Below are 18,851 nucleotides of genomic sequence, written 5' to 3'. Positions count from 1 at the left end.
GGTGACCGGCAATAACGCCGAAGGAGGTGCGATGACCTAAGAAGGTGCGGCCGAGCCGATCACCTGAGACAGTCACCGCGGACGCCGCGATGAATCTGCTGGCCGGCCATGACCGTTCGACGCCCAAGCCCCCACCACACACGATGAGTCACACCAATACCACGTCTGCTCTGCGATTCTCCGAGGTGATCAGTGCCGCCAGCTCCGACCTAGTCACTTCGGGAACGGCGGCGCGCGCAACTGCTCGCCCACATCCGACACACCGCCCACCAACCCTTCGCCGAACGCGGATTCGACACCGTGACAACCGAAGAGATCGCTGCCACGGCGGGAGTGTCAATAAGCACCTACTACCGGTACGCGCCCAGCAAAGAAGGCCTGCTAGTCGAACCCGTCAGGGAGGCCATGGCCGAGATCGTCGCGGCCTATAGCAACCGACCCGCTACGGAATCGACTGTAGAAGCATTGATTCAGGTCTTCGTCACCCACGCCCACGCCACCGGCGACCCCAACCGCGAAATGTGGCGTCAAGCGTTCTCGACGACGCCTCAGCTATTGACCACAACAACACTGATCACAGATCGCGATCGCTCGACGCTCATCGAACGAGTAAGCCTACGTCTAGGTGTCAACGCTTCCGATGACATGGACCCATCACTTCTGGTCCATACATGTTTAGCCACAGTCAAATACGTCCTCGATCTGTGGTTGACCGCGAGCTCCTTGACAGATCCGCCCTTTCACCAGCAGTTAGACCGCGCTTTGCGCAAAGCTCTCGCCGGCTTCTGACGGCCGCCTGCCTACGACCCCCCGCATGACCTTCCGCTAACCCCCGGCGCGAAACGGCAGGTCCAGACGCATGTTCCGCCGATCATCCGCCGCCAGATACGGAAAGAATGCGGATATTCGCCCCATCTCAAGCCCACCAAGGTCACAGAAATGCGCACCTGACCTGCACCGTCTCGAAGTGGTCCCGGCTGGGATCGAACCAGCGACCTTCCGCGTGTGAAGCTGAGGCGAAGTCAGAAGCCAGGCGTTCATGCTGGTCAAGCTGGACGAACTGGACCAATCTTTGGGGTTCAGAACAGGCGAATCGAACGGCGCGGCGGATGCGGAGCGGATGAAATCCAAGCTGTGATCCGTGGGCACGAGCGGCCGGCGAACTACCTAACTGTTGACGATTGTGAATCATGACCGCTTCGCGGCGGCTCTCGACCTCGGCATGGTCGAACGATCGCAGCCACGTTCGCGCTGTTACACGCTCGATGGCGAGCGCCGATTCGTCACCGTCCGCGGCCGCGATGCGGTGCATGCTGGCGAGCAATGTGCGCACCGCGTCTATCTCGGCGGGGTTGGGTCCGCGCACACCGATGCCGTGCCAAACCAATCAGCAAAATGTGACTCGGTTGAGGGCCGACTGTGCAGCGGAGGTGAAGCGACCCTCCTGCGCGGAGAGAAGATCAGGGCAGTCGGCGGGCCGGCTGCGAGGTCGGATGTGGTGAGGAAGATGCTATCGAAGTACGGCCGCGGGAAACGCCTCTGACCTGAGGGACTCGCTCAGCGAGCGTTGCCAGTCTTACGCAGCGGATTGGGAACCGGCGACTGGGGAACGCCGCTGAGCTTGCGGAGCGTTGCGATGCAGTTATGGAGTTCCGTGAGAGCCACGCCCGCCACCTTCCCGCGGAAGAACTCATGCAGCTTACGTAATGATTCCTGTTGCACCATAGCGCCTCGCGGCGTCACCTCGATTCGGGCGACCCGTCTGTCGGTATTCGATGGTGTGCGTCGCAGCAGATCCGCGGCGATGAGCGCGGCGATATCCGAGGTGATCGTACTTGGCAACACGTTGAGATATTCGTGCAGCAAACCGGGACGGTCGAGCCCGGCATGAACCAGAAAGATGATGCCCAGAGCGCGTTCAGAGATCGCGTACTCGCGCGCCACCGGCATGGTGAGGGCCGAAAGCAGGCGCTGGACGTCCATCACGGCACCGAGGAAGTCGACGATGTCGGCGTCGTCGGCAGACCCAATGGTGTCGGTCACGACACCAAACCATACCCGGCCTCGCCTTCTAGCAGCGGCTGCAGACAACTAGTTCATTTTCTGAATTATATGGTTTACTGTACACCTGAGGCGAGGTTCGCCTCACGCGTCATCAAAGGTCGCGGGGAACATTGCGGAGCACCGTGAAGCCATCAATTCGTGCCCACGAATCCACGGTCGCCGACCGCACCGTGCAGCCACGCGCCATTGCGCCTTTGAAGGCGCTCGCGTGTTGGGTGGCCGCAGTCGCGCTGGCGGTCATCATTCTGGCGACCGCAGAGAAGCACGGACCGTCATCGCCCGAGAACCGGAATCCAGACGGCGTGGGCAAGCCACCTGCAGTGACGCCGCTGCTATACCCCTTCGACTGGATCACGTGGGGGCAGATATTGGGTGTTCTCCTCGCCGCTGGCACCATCGTCGCGTCGGTTCTGGCCTGGCGGCGACATCCCGGACATCCGATCGTACTCATGGTCCTCGCCACAAGCACACTGTTTTGGTGGGACCCGATCAACAACTGGGCAATCGGCCTGGTCTACAACCCGAATCTCTGGCACTTTCCCCGAGATTGGCCGTGGCTCAACATCTCTCCGGTTATCGAGCCACTAACCTCGTTCATCTACGCGCCCTACATCCTCGTCCCGTATTTCCTGGCCATGCCGATCCTGCGGGCCATTCAACGACGAAGCGACCCGGGGGCCTTCGTCTGGCGCCACCCGCTGATCTCGATCGCGGTGCTGACGTTCGTCATCGGCGTCATCTGGGATGCTGCCCAAGAGATCCTTCTGACCCGCGCCCAGTTCCTCACCTACAGCCACGTCATCGAATTCGGCTCGATCGATGCGGGCAAGAACAGTCAGTTCCCGCTGTTGATGGCCAGCGGGATCATCACGATTGTCATGATCCCCGCGTCGATTCTGCTCTATCGCGACGACACCGGAAGATCCCAGGCTGAAAAGATTGCCCAGCGCCTGCGCCTGCATGCTCGTCACCCCAAGTTGGCTACCTTTCTGGTGATGGCGATTGTCCTGAATATTGCGATGATCAGTTTCAGCTCTGCGTTCTGGCTGGTACGTGCGACCGGCGCGGCGTCCACCGTCGCCTGCCCCTGGCCGTACCCACAGGCGAAGACCTGGGATCCGCGCGGCTACTACCAAGCCCAAGGAGCCCCAGGACCATTCACCGCCGGTGAGGCCAGTTCGTGGCAGATCGCTCAACCTGAAGGCCGGCCGGCAGACATCGTCGTGAAATCCGACCGCTGCAATCCCCAGTGACCTTCAGATGACCCCAAAGTGAGGCGTTCACTGATCCTCCCCGTCGAATATCTGGACATGGCAATGACTTTGCATCCTTGCCCGTCGGTGGCCGCTCTGTGTTAGCGCATAGCAAATAGTTCAGAATCTGAAGTTAATCTGGTGTGTCAACGGAGGTCTTGGATGAAGCGAGCACGGGCGACCAAGGATTCTGCCGAGCCGGAACCGGCGGACTACGTCGTCGTGGGGTCGGGCAGCGCAGGGGCGATCGTGGCCCGCCGGCTGGCCGACACCGGCGCCGCGGTCACCCTGATCGAGTCGGGACGCCAGCGGCGTGGCCCACTGGTCACGGTCCCCGGCATGTGCGGGGCCATCCACGCGGTCACGGCCCTACAGCGGTTGGTCACCTGGCCGGCTTATAGCGTTCCGCAACGACATATGAAGGGCCGCAAGCTTCCCCAGTCTCACGGCCGGATCCTCGGCGGCGGCAGCGTGATCAACGGGATGGCATTTGTGCGCGGGAATCAGCAGAACTACGACGACTGGGCGGCCGACGGGGCGACAGGCTGGGGATTCTCCGAGGTGCTACCGGCCTTCCGACGGCTGGAGAGTTTCGAGGACGGTCCCAGCGATCTGCGCGGCGGAGAGGGCCCGATTGCAGTGGAACGGGCCACGGGCCTGGCGAGTGTCACCGAAAGCTACATGGCCGCGCTGGCGGCGACCGCAGGGGTCGGGATGAATGACGACTACAACGGTGCGCGGCAACCCGGGGTGGCGCCGATACAGCAAAGCGCGCGCGCCGGCCGGAGAGCAGGCACCGATCGTGGGTACCTGTGGGACGCACCGCCGAATCTGCGGGTGCTCACCGGAGCCACCGCTACCCGCGCGATAGTGAAGGACGGCCGCGCCGCGGGCGTGGAGTTGGTCGCGGGCCGCAACCGGCGACCACTGGGTCCTGCACACGCGAGCCGCGAGGTGATCATCAGCGCCGGATCGCTGGGTTCACCGCGACTTCTGATGCTCTCCGGCATCGGCCATGCCGCCCACTTACGTGAACATGGGATCAAGGTGATAGCTGACCTTCCGGTCGGTGACAACCTGCACGATCATCTGTTTGTGCCGATGTCCTACCAGGCACCCGGCGGGCGGAGCGCATCGCCGCTGAGTTTCGCCAAGGCAGCGATTGGTGAATGTGTACGGCCACGATCGACGCATCTAGCGCACACTCCGTTCGAGGCCGTGGCCTTTGTCGACAGCGGAATGCGGACGGCCACCGACGTTCCGGACTTGCAGATGTTCATCCTTCCAATGGGCTATCCCGAGAATCAGGACCAGCCCGGCATGCACCTGCCTGATTCGTCACCGTCCCTGACGCTCATGCCCACGATGATCTATCCCGACAGCCGAGGAACCGTGCGACTGGCCTCCACAGATCCATTCACCGCTCCCCTGATCGATCCTAACTACCTGGCCGAAACCCGAGATCTGGCGACCCTGGTCGCCGGCATGGAGCTCGTCAGGGAGACGTTGGCACACCAGGCGATCGCACAGGAGGTCGGACGCGAGATGCTGCCCGGTTCCGATCACCACGACGCCGACCTCGCGGAATTCGTGCGTCGAAACGCTTCGGGCGTGTATCACCCAGTCGGGACGTGCCGAATGGGTACCGACGAACGCGCGGTCGTCGATCCCACACTACGAGTACGCGGCGTGGAAGGACTCCGCGTGGCCGATGCATCGATCATGCCGAGCATCGTCGGCGGCAATACCAATGCTGCGTCGATGATGATCGGAGAGCGGGCCGCCGAACTGATCATCGGCACTTGATGCCCGTCAGTTGCACAGCTGGTCTGCTAGATAGACGCCGAGCAGCCGCCGAAGGCGGCCACCGTGCCATGTCGATGGGGGTCGACGCCTCGATCCGGAGGAATACGGCGAGATTGAATTTGGCGTGTTACTGACACACGCTGCGCGTTTCCTATTCCGTTCAAGTACAACGTATTACAACAAGCTAGCACGCGGTGATCTTGGTCGTTGACGTGGAGTGGCTTCACCAGATGAGAGGGCTTGCAACGGGACGTGGATCAGGCAGACGGCTTATCAAATTGCGAGGGCCACTCCCCGCCGGGGGATTTTGATGCTGATCGAAGCGGTGGGCCCGCGAGCAGCGGCGGACTGCTTGCAAAAGGCCATTCGGATATCGGTGTTCAGAGCCTGCATCGCTCGGCCAGGATCGCGGCAAGGCGTTTCGGCTCGCTGATCATGGCATCGTGGCACGTATCGATGCACAGCAGTGTGTCAACGCCGCCTAATGCGTCGATGCAGTCGTGCTGTCGGCGCGGCGACAACGTTCGATCTTTTCCCGTCATGATCCAGGTGCGGCGCACCGTGGTCGGCATGTCGCTTCGATCGACAGCTTCGATCAGGATCTTCGAGGACTCCGGGTGCAGTTTCGACAACGCGACCCGACGCTGCGCGCGTGTCATGCCGTTGCACAACACAAGTCGGGCAACGGCACCGGGCATCTGGATAGGTTTGCCAGCAGATGCCGCCAAGCGGGTGAGCGGCACCAAAGGCGCGGGGACCCTGGACAGACTCGACCATCCCTGGGTGGGAATGACGGCGGCAATGAAAATTATTTCGCATACTCGCTCGGGGCCTAGCTTTGCGATGACTTTCGGCACGGTGAGACCGGCGATCGAATGCCCCGCCACCACAACATCACCGAATCCCGCGGCGTTGATGTCGGCCACAACAGAGTCAGCCCAGTCGGCTATCCGAGCATTGTTTAGGTCGCCGGGTTTGGTGCGGCGGCCCGGAAGGTCCACAGTCAGCACACGCAACGCCGGGGCCGCTTTCGCTAACTCGGCAGTAAGGAGATCCCAGCAGTCGGCAGCATGCATGGCACCGTGGATCAGCACAAGACCGGGAAATGTGATTCCGGTTGTCTCTGCATGAAGGCGGGTCGTGTTCTCGGCGTTCACGGTGTGGCCAGAAGTTGATGGTTGGCCCGTGGGCCGCGAAGTGGCGGCGGTACGCGGCACACACCGATCTGGGCGTAGACGGGGTCCACCACGGATCACCCGATCTTGGTCAGCTGGAACGGTATTTCGATGACCAGGGGTTTGTTGATGCCGCATCCCCCGCTGGGGCCGACCGTCCTATCGAGGCCATAGAAGGTTGCCACAGCAGAAAAGCTTGATGCGCCCGACAACTGTGGCGAAAAGTAGAACAGTTGGTCGCCGGGCGCGTCGGTGCCATCACCGCAGCGTTCCCAGTGGTCGAGATGGCGTCGTACGTACCACATCCCGCCGGCTTGGCAGATCGCCGGCGCGCTCCATCCCTGGCTGCTGGCGACCTGTCCAGCGCAGTTAGGGAAATCGGCGGTGCATGATGTGCTGACGGTCCATGTGCTGTTGACCGGTGCCTCGTCGTGAAACACGTCGTTGGTCTTGGCCCATTTCCCATCGGAGACTGCTGCGAAGGTTCCGTTGAGTGGCGGGTCGCAAAAGGCCGCCCCGGCGGGCGGCGCCATCACTACCGCGGTGCCGATGGCCGCGGCCACCGCAATCGTGGCCGATAGTGCTCGGTTGGGTGTGCTTTGGGGTTCCCGCGCCGGTGTTTTCATGTGTGTTGTCGCAATATCAGGTCTTGCCATGTTGTGGCCGCCTCTCGAGTGGCCAGGTCCGATCGCCGGTAGGTCTGACCGTCAGGTGTCACATAGGTTCCGCTGGCAGGGTCGTATTGGGCGAAGGCTAGCGAGGGCTGGTGGCGAGAACTGTTGCTGCGCAACGCACTTGGCGCTGCAGGGGCGGCGCCGCCGGTGTCGGTCGGCGGGATAGGCGCCGGTGAGGGCGCACCGGCCGGGGGCGCGGGGCTGTTGGCACCCTCGGGTGGTTCCGCAGGAAGCGGTGCCCCTGGCGGAGGCTGCTGTGGTGCCCCCGGCTCGGGCGCTGTTTGCGGCGGTGTGCCCTCTACGGGGCCGAAAATGTGGTCGCGCTCGGTGATGCGGTCATCGGGCGGCACGCCTTGTGCCAGCAGGTTCGGATCCAGCGGGTAGGGCCCTAGGAGGTGTTCACGCATGGACAGGGGTTCGTAGGGCTTGTCGCTGTCGCAGATTTCTACGGTCGGTGCCCGCTTGCCGGGTTTGCCCATACAAGGATAGTTGCGGGCCCCCCGCACAGCCAGCGGTGAGTCCTGGGGCAGCTTGCAATACAAGTTTTTGGGGGTGTCGATCACGGTGGTGTCAGCGGGAGAACGCCATTGGTTGGGTGGGAGGAATCCGACTGTGCACGATGGGGGGTCGGCGATGCTGAGTGTGAAGTCGCCTTGTCCGATGCCGGTGGGGTTATGGTCGCCGGCTTCGGAGAGCAGGTTGGCCAGAAACGGCGGGAACAACACCAGCACCTGCTCGACGTCGGGCCGGTAGGTCACCAAAACCTGGCCCACTGAACTCAGGTTGGCCAGCAGCACCGGTAACGTGGGTTTGAGCTGTTCGAGCAGGCGTGATGCCTCTTCGGCGGCGCCGGGGCCGGTGCGCAGCAGGGTTCGCAGTTGCGGATCGTTGGTGACGAGCTGGCCAGTGAGGCCGGCCAGGCTGTGTGCCCAGATCCGGATGGCGTCGGTGGTGTCGGCCTGTGAGTCCAGTAGTGGCGCGCTGTCTTGGACGAGGTCGCGGCTGTGGTCGGCGACTGCGTTGGCGTCGGCGGACAGCTTTGCCGCGGAATCGGCTAATGAACCGAGGTCGTAGCCGGCGCCGTTGAAGGCCCTGAACGATTCGTCGAGTAGCTGGCCGAGCTTTTCTTTCGGGATGCTGTCGATCAGCGCACTGGTCTGGTCGAGCAGCGGCCCCACGTCTTGGGGGATCGTGGTGTCGGCCATGGCAATGACCGAGCCGTCATGTAGGTATGGTGGCGCGTCGTTGCGGGGTTGCAGGTCGATGTATTGTTCGCCGACCGCGGAGATGCTGCGCACGTCGGCGTGAAGAGCTGCGGGAACCTTAGGTGAGGTGGCAAGCGAGAGCGTGGCTTTGGCGCCGGTGTGAGTCACGTTGACCGCGGTGACCTTGCCGACTTCCACTCCGCGGTAGGTGACATTGGAAAAGCGATACAGGCCGCCGGTATCGGGCAGCTCCACTGTGACAGTGATGCGGCCCACGCCCAGCAAGGTGGGTGCCTGTAGATAGGTGAAGACCATCACCACCAGTCCGATGATCGAGGCGATGGTGAAGATCACCAGCTGAACACGTACGAGCCGAGTGAGCATCTAGCGGTCACCTTCGTCCATCGGCGGGAACACCGGCGCCGGAGGGGAATTCGGCGCGGCGGGCACGGGGCCGGAAGGAGGCTGCGGTGCGGCGGGATTGGGCAGGACCGCCCACGGCGGGGGCTGCGTTAACGAGAGCGGCACGCTTGGTGGGGGCGGGCTCGATGGCACGGGTCCACCCGGCGTGAGCACCATCGGCCCCAACGGCGGAGGCGGGGGTGGGACTGTGACGCCGCTGGGCGGCACCGACTGCACGCCGACATAGAGCGGATTGTTGGTGTAGTACCAGTCATAGCCGGGGTCTCCCGGTGCGGGCACAATCTGTGCGCCTTCCAGGCCCCAACGGGTGCCCAGCAGGGCGGTCTTTTTAAGCCTGGGCACCGTGATGTCGCCGACTGCGAACAGGTTCATGTAGTCACCCTTGAGTCCACGGTCGATGAGGTTCTGGCCGTATGGAAACACCAGGAATTCGACGAGCGCATCGTCGATTCCGGGTCCGACATCAGCGAGCGCGTGCATCGTCGGTTCCAGGTTTTTCAGGTTTTTGACCAGATCGGCCTGGGTGTCGTTGACCACGGCCGCCGCGGTGTCGGCGAATACTCGCAGCTTGTTCAGCGCGTTGATGATGCGCGGTTTCTCAGCGATGAGAACCTCGAGCGCGGGCGGCAACTTGCGCAACGCCTCAGTGATCACGTCGCGCTGTCCGCCCAGTGTGGCGGTGAGCCGGTTGAGCTGCTCGATGGAGGCCACGAGGGCGTCGCGCTGGTTATTCAGTACTGTCACGAAGCGGTCGAGGCGGGTGATCAGATCGCGCACCGCGTCCTGGTGTCCGGACAGTGCGGTGTTGAAGTTGTGGATGATGTCGCCGACCTGGCCCAGGCCCCCGGTGTTGACGACTGCTGACAGGGAGGCCAGCGTCTGCTCGGTGGAGGGGTAGGACGATGATTTGCTCAGCGGGATGGTGGCGCCCGGTTTCAGTGGTGCGGCCGGCGGCTGGTCAGCGGGCGGATCGAGCTCGAGGTGCATCGATCCCAGCAGGCTGGTCTGCCCGACGGTGGCCTCCGCGTTGGCGGGGATGACTGTGCCGGGTTTGACGCGGACCTCGACGTCGGCATGCCAGCTTTGAAATGTCATCTTGCCGACGCTGCCGACGATGACGTCGTGGATCATGACCGGGGAATTGGATTCCAGGGTGCCGACGTTGGCGATTTCGACGTGATAGATGTTGGCATTCGGGCCGTTTCCGACCGCGCCGGGCAGCGGAAGCGAGTTCAGGCCGTGGAAGGTGCAGCCGGTGACTGTCAGTACCGCCAGGGTGCCCAGGCCCAGCAGGGTGCGCGTGCGTGAGCTAGCGGTCATGACGGTGGGGTCCCTTCGCTGGGCGGCCCGGGCGGTGTGGGCGGTCCCGGTGGTGCGGCTACCCCGGGGAGCAGCATGTTCTCCACGTTGGGCGGTGTGGGAGGAGGGGCTCCGGGATACAGCGCCGGGTAGGGGAAGGCCGGCGTCGGTGCATATAGGCCTGGCGGTGCTGGGGGTCGATTCCAGCCCGGCGGTGGGGGTTGATCGCCGTTGAGTCCGGTGTAGGCCGACACCGCCGGCGGAGGTTCGGTCGTGGCGGGAGCGCCGCCGCCGGGGGCCAGGCTGGGGTCGGTGTAGAGCAGGTTGTGCGGTGCAGGTGCCAGATATGGGTTGAACGGGATCGGCATGTTGTTGAAGTTCAATTGGCGCAGCGCAGAACCGAGGTAGAGCCCGCACAGTTTGGCCGTCTCGGGCGCTGTGGTGTTTTCGACCGCACCGATCGCCGCGCACAGGAATTGCGTTGGGCTACTGAAGTTGTTGAGCGAGACCGATCCGAGGATGGTTCCGGTATCGGGGTTGTAGTCGGCGTAGCCGTTGGCCACCGCTGTGCCCGCGACGTGCAGGAGTTGCTCGATATCTTGGCGGTGCGCGACAAGGTTGCTCGTCACATCGGCCAGCCGCTGGACTTGCTCGCTTGTCTTGTCGCGGGTCTCGGCGACGAAGCGTTGGACCTCGCCGACGGCTTGCGAAAGGTTGGTCAGCGCCGCGTCGAGGTCGGATCGGTTGTTGTTGAGCACGCTGGTCAACGTGGCGAAATGGTTTTGGAATTGCACGATCTGTTGGTTGCTGTCGCGAAGCGCGGTCACGAAGGTCTGGAGGTTCTTGATGGTGTCGGCGATGTTGCCGCTACCGTCGGCCAGGATCCGTCCTACACCTGAAAGCTGGGCCAGCATCTGGCGCAGCTTGTCGCCGTTGCCCCCCAATGCGTTGGCTGCGCTGTCGATAAAACGCGCGATCGAGGGTGTCGAAACTTGGCTGTTGGGTCCCAATTCTGTTGCCAGCCGCATCAATTGGTCTTTGACCTGATCCCATTCCACGGGCACGGCGGTGCGTTCGGTCGGGATCACAGCCCCGTTGGGCATCGTGGGCCCCCCTGAGGTAGGGCCGCTGCGTCGGTAGGCGGGGGTCAGTTCGACATATCGCGCCGAGATCAGATTGGCCGCCACGATCACTGCTTTAGCATCAGCGGGGACGGGGACGCCATGCTCGACGGTGAGAGTCATCTTGACGTGTGAGCCCTGGGGCTGGATGGAGGTGATGCGCCCGACTTTGATCCCGGCGACGCGGACGTCATCGCCGGGATAGATCGCTGTTGCGGACACGAAGTAGGCGCTGATTGTTGTGGGGCGCCAGAACGTTTCGCGCACGAGGAGCAAAGTCGCAGCACCGATCAATGCGACCAGCACGGCGGCAACGACCCGGGCGACCCGGTTGCGCGTGATCATTGGCCGCCCCACCGTTCGCCGGGTTTGGGGATTCCGTTGACCGGGAAAGGTATTTCGGCGCGCGGTCCGGCGTGATCGGGTGGTTGGCCGGCGTTGGTGCCCCTGCGGAATCCGAATGCATAATCCAAAAATGGTTGGAGGAGTTCAGGTATGCCCAGGTTAGCGATCATGGCCTGGTAGTAGGGGCCGCTGGACACCAGTTCGCCGGAGGTCAGTTCGTATTGGGCTAACCCGGGTAGGGATTTGGCGATGTTGTCGTTGTTTTTTTGCAGCACGGCGATCACAGCGTTGAGTTTGTCCAGGGTGGGTGCCAGCTTTGCTTCGTTATCGTGAACCAAGCCGGACAGTTGTTTGGCTACTGCCGAGGTGTTGGCGAGCAGTTCGACGATGGCCCGACGCTGATCTGTCAGGACGTTCACCAGATCGTTGGCGTCGAGGATCAAGGTGTTGACCTGGGCGCTGCGCGCCGAGAGGACGGCGCTGACCTCGCGGACGTTTTTGAACAGCTCGCCCAGAGTGTGGTTGCGGGCGTTGAGAGCCCGCGACAGCCGGGTGACCCCATCGAAGGTCGGGCCTAGTTGCGGGGCGATCGCGTCGATGGTGGCCGAGAGCGTGTCCAGGGACTGGTTGAGTGTCTGGGTGTCAGTGCCGGCAATATCGGTGGTGAGGTCACCGACCGCCTCGGTCACCGAATAGGGCGAGGAGGTGCGTGAGGTCGGGATGACCTCCAATGGGCGCAACCGGGCGGCGCCGGCGGGCTCCAATGTCAACACCCGCTTTCCCAGCAGTGATCCGGTGCGGATGTGGGCGGTGGTGAGATCTCCTAGTGCCACCGTACTTTTGATGGTGAAGCGCACTAGGGCTTGGCCGTTGTCGAGTGTGACATCGGATACTGTGCCGACTTTGATCCCCGACACCGTGACGTCGTTGCCGGCGTCCAGCCCGCCGGCTTGGGTGAACAACGCTTGGTATCGGATCGCGGTCGCCCACGCTGTCAACTGCTCGGGCTGCAGTCCCACAGCGATGACGAGCGCGATCAACACGGCTCCGATGAAGCCGGGCTTGATGAGTCTGGATCCGCGATACTTCAGCATCAGTTGTCGGCGCACCTTCCGGTCTGTTGCCTGATCCAAGGAAATACCGCGGTGGCGCCCTGAAGGTCAGTCACCCGGATTTGCACGCCGCACAGGTAGTAGTTGTAGAAGCTGCCGTAGGCGCCCAGGCGCACCAGCTTGCGTAGGTTGTCGGGTTCCCGTTGCAGTCCGGCGTCGATGTGGTCTTTGTGCAGGTCCAGCTGCGGGGCCAGTCGGTTGAGCTCGTTGATGGTGCCGGCCAGCGGTGCGCGGGCGTTGGCGAGAAGATCTGCCAGCGAGGCGGTTCCGTTGTCCAACGATTCGATGGCCGCGCCGATGGGATCGCGGTCGGCGGCCAGCCCAGAGACGAACCGCTGTAAGCGGTCCACTGTGGCGGAGAACTGACTCCCGTTGCTGGACAGTGTCGCCGCGACGGTGTTCAGGTTGTCGATGAGCTGCTGGACGACTTGGTCGTTGTCGGCTAAGGCGCTGGTGAACGACGACGTATTGGCCAGCAGCGACTGCAGGGGTTGGCCTTGGCCTTGCAACACGTGTAGCAGCGATTGCGTTAAGGCGTTGACGTCTTGAGGATTCAGGCCCTGGGTCACCGGTTTGAGCCCGCCGATCAGCAAGTCAATGTCGAGCGCCGGCGCGGTGTGGTCGAGGGGAATCTGTGCGCCAGGGCCCAGGATTCGTGTCGAGCCGGGGCCATCGGCCAGTTCGAGATAGCGGTCCCCTACCAGGTTCAGGTAGCGCACCGCGGCTTTGGTTCCGGTGGTGAGTGCCACGTCGCGGTCGGCGTCGAAATCCACCAAAACGGTGCGGTCGCCGCGTAGGGCGACGCTGTTGACAGTCCCGACCCGTATTCCGGCCGCCCGCACCGAATCACCGGGCTTGAGTCGTGACGCGTCGCTGAACACCGCGGAGTATGCGTTGGTCGCGCCGCTGCGGTACTGGTCGAAGATCATGAACAGGAAAGTGGTCAACGCGGTCATGACGAGTGCGAAGATCCCGAACTTGACCAACGGGCCGCCCACTGGCCGCCTCATCCTGGCTGCCCGATCTGTGCGCTGTTGCGCGGTGGCCCGGGTAACGGCCCGAACAACCACGTTTTGAGGCGATCAGAGTTCAACAGGATCCCCTGGTTTCCGTAGCGTGCCGGGTTGTAGCCGACGTCGGCGACGACGTAGGGCGGGCGGGCTTCGTAGGGGATGTTGGGGAGCCCTGCCACGCATTGCGGGCCGCCGGTTGCTGCCACTTTGGGCAAGTCTTGGGGGTAGCGGAAGCGTTCGTGGCCCAGTGTGAAGCTCGCGTCGACCATGGCGCCGGGCATCACCGGGTTGGGTTGGTAGGCCGCCAACACTAATCCGCCCATCATGCAGAAGAGGGCCTGGTTGTACTTATTGGTCAGATCGGTGGTGGGCACCAGCAGGTGCACCACGTCGGTCAGTGGTTGCCTGTTGGTTGCCAGCACGTCCTGACCGATGTCAGCCAGCCCCGTTGTGGCGCTCAGCAACGCGTCCAGGTTGTGCTGCTCGTCGACCACGGTTTGGCTGATCCGGCTGGCGTTGGCGACCGCCGCGAGCAGATCCGGAGCGGCGTCGGCGTAGGCGCCGAGCACCGCGGGCGCAACTGCAAGGTCGTGGTCCAGGGTCGGCAGACTCGGATCCAACCTCGCCAGGAACGCGTCGAGATCCGACAGCATTTGGCCAATCTCGTGACCACGTCCATTGACTGCTGCCGCGATCGCACCGAGCGTCTCATTGAGTTTGGCGGGGTCGATCTTCGACAGCACCGCCACGAGCTTTTGGAAAACCGTGTTGATCTCCACGGTGACCTGCCCGACGTCCAGTACCTGGCCGGCGTGCATGGTCTCCGGTGACGGCTGGGCGGGGGCCACCAGCTGTACGAATTTCGCTCCGAACACCGTCGTGGATGCGATATTCACGCGCACGTTGGCGGGAATGTATTGCAGCTGGCCGGGATCCATCGCCAAGTGCAGGATTGCCCGACCGTCCGGCAGCGTCGCCAGCGACGCCACCCTGCCGACTTGGACGCCGTGCAACTTGACTTTGGCGTCGGGATTCATCACCAGCCCGGCCCGCGGAGACACCACCGTCACCGACGCGCTGGAGCTAAAGCCGCCACGAAACTGAACCGCCACGACCGCCACGATCGCCAGAGCCGCCGCAACGGTGACTGCACCCGCCAGCACCCGCCAATTACGTTGTCTCCCATGGGATTCACCGCTGGCCGGCGCCCTGGGAACTGCGGCGACATGGCCGTGACGGCCCCCAGGTGCACTGCTAGCTGATGGGAAGCTGGCCACCGTGACCACCCCCAATCACCCCGGGCCCGCGGCCCGGTCCCGATGTGTTGTGTCGCCTGGCCGGATAAGGCAGCCGAGCCCGCGTCGGGCCGCATCCCCCACAACGGGGTTGACCCGGTGTTGCCCCCGGACTTGCCGCGGCGCGAAACGAGCTGCCCTGCATGGTTTGCTGCCCCCTCCCCTACTTGCTCAGGTATCCGCCGTCGATGGGCAGCGCGAGGCCGGTCACGTTGCGGGAGGCGTCCGACGCCAGGTACAGGGCCGCGGCCGCGCAATCCTCGGGGGTGACCAGCAGGCCAAGGGGATGCACGGATTTGGCGCCCTCCAGCAACTCGGGGGCGATCTCCTGGAACGCCTCGGCTTCGGGTCGCCCGAAGTTGGTCACCATGGCCCCGGGGCAGATGCAATTGACCCTGATGCGGTGTGCGGCTGCCTCGGCCGCCAGTGCCCGGGTGAGCTGGATCACCATCGCCTTGGTGGCGCCGTACACAGCGCTGCCCCAGCCGACCATGCCGGCGACTGAGGCGGTGTTGACGATCACGCCTCCCCCGCCTTGGCGTTTGAACTGCAGGACCGCCTCCCGGCAGCCGTGGAACACGCCTTTGCCGTTGACCGCGACCAGCCGGTCGAAATCCTCATCGGTGTGCTCTTCCAACATGATTCCGATGCGCGGGGAGGCGATGCCAGCGTTGTTGTACATCACATCGAGGCGGCCGAACTGGTTGACCGCGGTTGCCACCGCGTCTGCTACGGCGGATGCCGCGGCGACATCGCAGCCGACCGCAATCGCGGTGCCGCCTTCGTCGTCGATTTGTCGCACGGTTTCCTCGGCCCAGAGCTGGCGCAGGTCGGCGCACACCACTTGGGCGCCTTCACGAGCGAAGAGCAAGGCGGAGGCCCGACCGACGCCAGAGCCCGCGCCGGTGATCACCACCGACTTGTCCTTGAGGATGGTGCCGGTCATTCGATGACGCCGCGGACGTAGGCGTCGATGGTGCCGGCGCAGGTCAGTTTGTCGTCGCCGCCGTGAACGGTGCTGTAGCGCACGATGCTGTCGGCCACCACGCTGATATTGGGGGTGGAGTAATCGGCGGTGACCCGATCTCCAGTGATCACCCCGCCCCACCGGCCTTCCAACGCGACATCGAAGAACGCGAATCGCCCTTCGGCACGGTCCTCGCGCGGTTCAAGGAGCTGCTCGCCACTGTCGTCGAGGATCAGCGGGATCACCCAGGGCATCGGCCGATACCGCCCGTCGATGCCAGGCAGAGCCGTCGACAGTTCCGACATCCCGTATCCGCTTTGCACATTGGCTGGATCGATGCCGAAGAACTCGAGGATCTGTTCCTTGAAATCTGGCGGCATTGCAGCGCCTTTGTTTCCGCCGCCGCCGGTGATACGGGTGTCGGAGTGAAACTCGCCCGGCGGTATACCGCGCGCCCGGGCACGTTCGACGATGGTCCAGTACTGCGCCCAGAACCCCCCGATCACCATCGGCTCGCGCCGGTACTCGATGAGTTTGTCGATCAACTCATCCAGGCGTGCGGCCATCTGCTCCTGGTGCACCGCGGTGTCGCGCTCGAGCGCAGCGATCTCGCTTGGCATAGCGGTGCCGGCGGCTATTTTGCGGCGCAGCACCGCCATTCGGCTGACCTCGGACAACCTCATCTTGTCTTCGGTCAAGAAAAAGGTGGCATCTGGCCGTCCATAGATCTCGGCGATGCGGCGGAAATGACTGGCGGCGCGGTGCGGTCCGTATTTGGGGCCCAGCACGAAGATTGCGCGGTCCTGACGTCCGACGCCGTAGGTCCAGTCCATCGAGGTATCGAGCATGCGCAAAGAGAAGTCCCGGTCGCCCCGGGTGGCGGGCAGGAAAGAGTTCTTGCCGGTCGTGCCGCTGGTGACGTAGACCCAATGTTCCTTGGCATGTAGGCGTTCGATCCAGTCGTCCTGGTCGTTGACTCCATCGATATCGACACCCTCGACGCGTTGCGACGACACTGTGTCGAGCCACTGATTCATCAGGTTCCAGCGGCCTTTGTCGATGAAGGCTTCGGGGTACGACTTGTAGTTGGAGTGGGCGAACAGCAGAGGAATCAGATCGGATAGTGACTGGATCTCTTTGATCGCAAGGTCATCAGATAGGCGCGCCAGCACCGGAATTCGTTCACGCTGCTCCGCCAAACGCTCGTTGGCGGCCGCGATCCACAACGGCTCGAGGTCGCTGCGCGGCACCCGATAGTACTGTGGGTCCTCGGCGTACTTCAGAAGTTGTTCACAAGCCGTCGTCATATTGGTGCGCTCCTCATTGCAGTGGTGACCAAGTCGTGGTCCGCAGCGTGCGGCCAGAACCAGTGACGCCGGCGGGCAGGGTCGGCGTGAGCGAGCCTGACCAATCCCGCCAGCCAATGTCGGTTCCAAAGGCGTTCACCCACCGGTCGTTATCGGCGGTGATTCGATAGAGAACCTGCGCCTGGCTGTCATTACCAAGGGCTGGCCGAAAACCCGCGATCACAGTCAGAACGTCGTCACCGCTGCCGGACTGGGACGCCGCTGCAGCCAGCGTCGAGGCGAGGCCCGGCCCGGAGAGGCTGTGCTCGCGATACAGGGCTACCGGATGGTCGGCCGGTGTTGCCGGGATGGTGGCCAACTCGAGGGTCGCCAGGGGTGACCATTCGGTCGACACCAGCAGTGAGCTGTACAAGCCGTATCGCAGTTTCGCCATCCGGGTAGACCACTCGCTCAGGTCTCCGTAGCGCAGCCGTTCGACCAGCCGGTCCCAAGCTGTCGCGTCACGCAGCGCGGTGATCGTGACGATGTTGTAGGCGTTTCCGGACCCGTGAGTGGCGTAGAGGTACCACAGCAGGCGGGTGTCCTCGTCGGCCACCGCAGGTAGGTATTCGTCGCGGACGGCGTCTTCGTATTCGAACTCGTGCTTGCCGGCCACGACATGCACGTCGTGCACGAACAGCATCAAGCCACCTCCGTCGGCGTGTCTGTCAAGCTGGGAAATAGCCGCCGGCGTGAGGCGCCAGTGTCAAATTGTTGATGAGCCCGGGTTCGGCCTTGCACACCGTGGGAACGGAATTCAACAGCAGCGTGGCAACGGCCAGCGAAACAGCGCGGCCTGCGTCTTCGCTTGTGGCCAAGACGATTTCCGAATCCAGCGTCGGGTCACCGTCGATGTGGACAACCCAGCGACTGTCACCGGCGAGCCACTGTGGAGCCACCGTGTCGGTGACCCGCCAGATCAGCTCGAACGCAATCACGACCCGTCCGTGCAGGATTCCGTCGAAGTGCAGTTTCATCGCCGCGACTGTTCCCGCGCCGATACTGCCCGCCGCGATCGAGATATCGCGGTCGGTAACCGCTGCCTCGCGGTGGTAGCGCACCTCCTCGAGCTGCACGCTTAGCGAGTCTGCAAGCATTCGCATCGAAAGGTAAAACGGCGACTGGTAGACCTTGCTGAGGTGAGCGTCGACCACCGAGGGTGCATCGGGAGGCAGGCCGAAGCCCAGCGCATCGCGCACCATGTGAATTGATGTGTAGCGGCTCATGTCGACGACCTCAGTGACCCGCAACGTGTCGATGCGCCGACAGAGCCGGGTCAGCTGCATTGGCCATAGATCCATCGCAAAGCCCGGATTGATGCCGACATGGAAGAACGACGTCCGCCCGGCTTCGCACGCTTCGGTCATGCGTTCGTAGGCGTCGGGGCCAGCACCCGGTAGTGCTAGGTCCGGCGAGATGTAGGCCAGATCTTCGACGGCGCTAGAGACGACATTCTTACCGGATGCCAGGAGGCGACAAATGTCGTCCAACGCCTTATGGCCACCCTCGAGTGTCCCGCCGAGCGGCGAATAGCAGACGCAGTCAGCCTCAGTGCCCACGATCACCTCGACGTCATCGGTGGCGTATACACCGATCGGCTGATGCCCGAGCAGCGTGCCCGCGTCGACGCCGACCTTGTCGGGGTTGTAGACCCGCACACCGGCCAGCTCAAAGTCGGGCCGCTCGACGATCGTGCGCAGCGCGTGCATACCTACATTGCCGGTGCCCCATTGGATGATTCGGTAGGTCATGG

General features: G+C 63.5%; 16 protein-coding genes and 1 tRNA gene. 3 read left to right on the top strand and 14 right to left on the bottom strand.

Going from position 1 to position 18,851, the window contains the following annotated elements; all coding sequences use genetic code 11:
- Positions 1–240: 240 nt before the first annotated feature.
- Positions 241–789: a TetR/AcrR family transcriptional regulator gene (locus G6N66_RS09590; RefSeq protein ID WP_080671408.1), complete on the top strand. Its 549-nt coding sequence runs from the start codon at positions 241–243 to the stop codon at positions 787–789.
- Positions 790–968: 179 nt separating this feature from the next.
- On the opposite strand, the gene G6N66_RS09585 is transcribed toward G6N66_RS09590, so the two are convergent.
- Positions 969–1,067 (bottom strand) — tRNA-Ser (locus tag G6N66_RS09585).
- Positions 1,068–1,557: 490 nt separating this feature from the next.
- Entirely contained in the window at positions 1,558–2,043 is a 486-nt protein-coding gene (locus tag G6N66_RS09580) for a MarR family winged helix-turn-helix transcriptional regulator (RefSeq protein WP_085231637.1), read from the bottom strand.
- A gap of 143 nt (positions 2,044–2,186) precedes the next feature.
- Between G6N66_RS09580 and G6N66_RS09575 the strand changes: the two genes are divergently transcribed.
- Positions 2,187–3,317 (top strand): spirocyclase AveC family protein, encoded by a 1,131-nt coding sequence (locus tag G6N66_RS09575; RefSeq protein ID WP_085231638.1) that lies wholly within the window; start codon positions 2,187–2,189, stop codon positions 3,315–3,317.
- Positions 3,318–3,479: 162 nt separating this feature from the next.
- Complete coding sequence (locus G6N66_RS09570) at positions 3,480–5,123, top strand: GMC family oxidoreductase (RefSeq protein WP_085231639.1); 1,644 nt, start codon at positions 3,480–3,482, stop codon at positions 5,121–5,123.
- A gap of 380 nt (positions 5,124–5,503) precedes the next feature.
- Here the strand turns inward: G6N66_RS09570 and G6N66_RS09565 are convergent, their stop codons facing one another.
- The 12 genes from G6N66_RS09565 to G6N66_RS09510 all read right to left on the bottom strand — a co-directional run bounded on the left by G6N66_RS09565 (position 5,504) and on the right by G6N66_RS09510 (position 18,849).
- Complete coding sequence (locus G6N66_RS09565) at positions 5,504–6,280, bottom strand: alpha/beta fold hydrolase (protein WP_263988192.1); 777 nt, start codon at positions 6,278–6,280, stop codon at positions 5,504–5,506.
- A 95-nt stretch (positions 6,281–6,375) separates the two neighbouring features.
- The gene (locus G6N66_RS09560; RefSeq protein ID WP_232079259.1) at positions 6,376–6,861 is read right to left on the bottom strand and encodes an Rv2253/PknI dimerization domain-containing protein; all 486 of its coding nucleotides are present in this window, start codon (positions 6,859–6,861) and stop codon (positions 6,376–6,378) included.
- Between the two features lie 59 nt (positions 6,862–6,920).
- Positions 6,921–8,561, bottom strand: coding sequence for an MCE family protein (locus G6N66_RS09555; protein WP_085231641.1), 1,641 nt, complete (start codon positions 8,559–8,561; stop codon positions 6,921–6,923).
- Positions 8,562–9,920, bottom strand: a complete 1,359-nt coding sequence (locus G6N66_RS09550; RefSeq protein WP_085231642.1) for an MCE family protein — start codon at positions 9,918–9,920, stop codon at positions 8,562–8,564.
- Positions 9,917–11,365 (bottom strand): MCE family protein, encoded by a 1,449-nt coding sequence (locus G6N66_RS09545; RefSeq protein WP_085231707.1) that lies wholly within the window; start codon positions 11,363–11,365, stop codon positions 9,917–9,919. Before G6N66_RS09545 ends, G6N66_RS09550 begins: the two co-directional genes overlap by 4 nt.
- A complete protein-coding gene (locus G6N66_RS09540; RefSeq protein WP_085231708.1) occupies positions 11,362–12,459 on the bottom strand; it encodes an MCE family protein in 1,098 nt (365 codons plus the stop codon). The genes G6N66_RS09545 and G6N66_RS09540 overlap by 4 nt, the downstream gene beginning before the upstream one ends.
- Positions 12,459–13,487 (bottom strand): MCE family protein, encoded by a 1,029-nt coding sequence (locus G6N66_RS09535; protein ID WP_085231643.1) that lies wholly within the window; start codon positions 13,485–13,487, stop codon positions 12,459–12,461. The genes G6N66_RS09540 and G6N66_RS09535 overlap by 1 nt, the downstream gene beginning before the upstream one ends.
- The gene (locus tag G6N66_RS09530) at positions 13,484–14,767 is read right to left on the bottom strand and encodes an MCE family protein (RefSeq protein WP_085231709.1); all 1,284 of its coding nucleotides are present in this window, start codon (positions 14,765–14,767) and stop codon (positions 13,484–13,486) included. The genes G6N66_RS09535 and G6N66_RS09530 overlap by 4 nt, the downstream gene beginning before the upstream one ends.
- Before the next feature lie 181 nt (positions 14,768–14,948).
- Positions 14,949–15,731 carry an SDR family NAD(P)-dependent oxidoreductase gene (locus tag G6N66_RS09525; protein ID WP_085231644.1) on the bottom strand — a complete coding sequence of 261 codons (783 nt, stop codon included), beginning with the start codon at positions 15,729–15,731 and terminating at the stop codon, positions 14,949–14,951.
- Positions 15,728–16,978 carry a long-chain fatty acid--CoA ligase gene (locus tag G6N66_RS09520; protein ID WP_139825079.1) on the bottom strand — a complete coding sequence of 417 codons (1,251 nt, stop codon included), beginning with the start codon at positions 16,976–16,978 and terminating at the stop codon, positions 15,728–15,730. Before G6N66_RS09520 ends, G6N66_RS09525 begins: the two co-directional genes overlap by 4 nt.
- Before the next feature lie 94 nt (positions 16,979–17,072).
- Positions 17,073–17,741 carry a hypothetical protein gene (locus tag G6N66_RS09515; protein ID WP_085231646.1) on the bottom strand — a complete coding sequence of 223 codons (669 nt, stop codon included), beginning with the start codon at positions 17,739–17,741 and terminating at the stop codon, positions 17,073–17,075.
- Between the two features lie 25 nt (positions 17,742–17,766).
- Positions 17,767–18,849, bottom strand: coding sequence for an NAD(P)H-dependent amine dehydrogenase family protein (locus G6N66_RS09510; protein WP_085231647.1), 1,083 nt, complete (start codon positions 18,847–18,849; stop codon positions 17,767–17,769).
- Positions 18,850–18,851 lie beyond the last annotated feature (2 nt).

Source organism: Mycobacterium conspicuum (genome assembly GCF_010730195.1).
Classification (GTDB): Bacteria; Actinomycetota; Actinomycetes; order Mycobacteriales; family Mycobacteriaceae; genus Mycobacterium; species Mycobacterium conspicuum.
This window is presented reverse-complemented; position numbering and strand designations above follow the sequence as displayed.

Excerpts from the sequence above, each read along its gene's own strand:
- G6N66_RS09570 (WP_085231639.1), top strand. The coding sequence starts at position 3,480 with ATGAAGCGAGCACGGGCGACCAAGGATTCTGCCGAGCCGGAACCGGCG.
- G6N66_RS09555 (WP_085231641.1), bottom strand. The coding sequence starts at position 8,561 with ATGCTCACTCGGCTCGTACGTGTTCAGCTGGTGATCTTCACCATCGCC.
- G6N66_RS09550 (WP_085231642.1), bottom strand. The coding sequence starts at position 9,920 with ATGACCGCTAGCTCACGCACGCGCACCCTGCTGGGCCTGGGCACCCTG.
- G6N66_RS09545 (WP_085231707.1), bottom strand. The coding sequence starts at position 11,365 with ATGATCACGCGCAACCGGGTCGCCCGGGTCGTTGCCGCCGTGCTGGTC.
- G6N66_RS09540 (WP_085231708.1), bottom strand. The coding sequence starts at position 12,459 with ATGCTGAAGTATCGCGGATCCAGACTCATCAAGCCCGGCTTCATCGGA.
- G6N66_RS09535 (WP_085231643.1), bottom strand. The coding sequence starts at position 13,487 with ATGAGGCGGCCAGTGGGCGGCCCGTTGGTCAAGTTCGGGATCTTCGCA.
- G6N66_RS09525 (WP_085231644.1), bottom strand. The coding sequence starts at position 15,731 with ATGACCGGCACCATCCTCAAGGACAAGTCGGTGGTGATCACCGGCGCG.
- G6N66_RS09515 (WP_085231646.1), bottom strand. The coding sequence starts at position 17,741 with ATGCTGTTCGTGCACGACGTGCATGTCGTGGCCGGCAAGCACGAGTTC.
- G6N66_RS09510 (WP_085231647.1), bottom strand. The coding sequence starts at position 18,849 with ATGACCTACCGAATCATCCAATGGGGCACCGGCAATGTAGGTATGCAC.